This is a genomic window from Photorhabdus heterorhabditis, assembly GCF_001280945.1.
Lineage (GTDB): Bacteria > Pseudomonadota > Gammaproteobacteria > Enterobacterales > Enterobacteriaceae > Photorhabdus > Photorhabdus heterorhabditis.
The window spans coordinates 1-1,204 of sequence record NZ_LJCS01000173.1 but is presented as its reverse complement, the minus strand read 5'-3'; the positions used below and the strand labels follow the sequence as shown (position 1 = coordinate 1,204).

Sequence of the window (1,204 nt, the reverse complement as noted above, 5' to 3'; positions counted from 1 at the left end):
ATCCAGCACCATGTTCGACAGCAGCGGCGACAGCGGACCGCCCTGCGGCAGCCCCTCCCCCCGTTTCTCCCTTTCTGCGCCTGTCGCCATGTCCGATTTCAGGTAGCGGCGTATTAACTTCAATACCCGTCTGTCTTTTATCGTCCCGGCAAGCCGCGACATCAGAAGCCTGTGGTCCACACGGTCAAAGAACTTCTCCAGATCGACGTCCACCACCCACCGTTTGCCGCTCTGCATGTAGCGCTGTGCCTGTTGCACCGCCTGCCAGGCGTTGCGGCCCGGCCTGAAGCCGTAGCTGGACTCTGAGAAGTCTTTGTCCACGATAGCGCTTAACTGCTGCGCTATCCGCCTGCTGAATGAGCCTGTCCATCACCGTCGGGATACCCAGGGTTCTCACGCCGCCATCCGGCTTCGGGATGTCCATTCTGCGTATCGCCTGCGGCTGGTAGCTGCCTTCGATCAATGCCTGCCTGATGACCGGCCAGTGTTGCTTCAGCCACGGTTTCAACTCCGACGCCTTCAGGTTATCTACCCCTGCCGCGCCTTTGTTTTCCACCACCCGCTGATACACCAGCATCAGGTTTTCCCTCGTTATCACCGTTTCCATCGTCAACGGCACTTCCGCTTTCGTTTGCCCGCTGGCCGCCGTGCCGGTTTCAGCGCCATCGTGCAGCCCCGATGGATACCGTCCGTCTCTTCTGTACGTGGTCGCAGTTGCCTGCGCTTGTGCTTCATTAATCGGCATCGTGGGTCAGTGTCCTAATCACGGTTAATCATGTTCGGCCCTTCGTGCTGCCGGTTTTGCAGCACTACTACGGCGTCGGCTGACTTCTGCCGCCCCATCCCGGCGCTTCGCAGCACCGGTAGCACAGTGGCAGGGCGGCAGATCTCCCGGGGTAATTCACGCGACTTTCCTGCTTATACCTGTCGGCTCTACGTCACAGCGTTCCGTGTGAGTATTGGGCTTCGGTGATATATGCCACCTTACCCCGCTGCGCCGCCTTAGCCGCTTCCTGTTCGTCAGGCCAGCATTTTGCCTTCGGCTTCCTTCAGATTCCCCTCGCGGTGGACACCCTTGCCGTTCAGCTAACACTTCCCCTCACCGGGTGTGTGGAGGACTTTCACCTCTTAGTCGCTCTTTGGCCACCACAGCTAAAGAACAGCGCCTGTCACGGCGCTACGCGCCATGCCCGGCGCACATATA

Annotated in this window: 2 protein-coding genes; both read right to left on the bottom strand. The window is 59.6% G+C overall.

The features are described from left to right. A partial coding sequence (locus AM629_RS24890; RefSeq protein ID WP_268794993.1) for a reverse transcriptase domain-containing protein occupies nucleotides 1–321 on the bottom strand: 321 nt, incomplete at its 3' end. Between the two features lie 20 nt (nucleotides 322–341). Further along, entirely contained in the window at nucleotides 342–500 is a 159-nt protein-coding gene (locus AM629_RS24885) for a hypothetical protein (protein ID WP_235525580.1), read from the bottom strand. Nucleotides 501–1,204 lie beyond the last annotated feature (704 nt).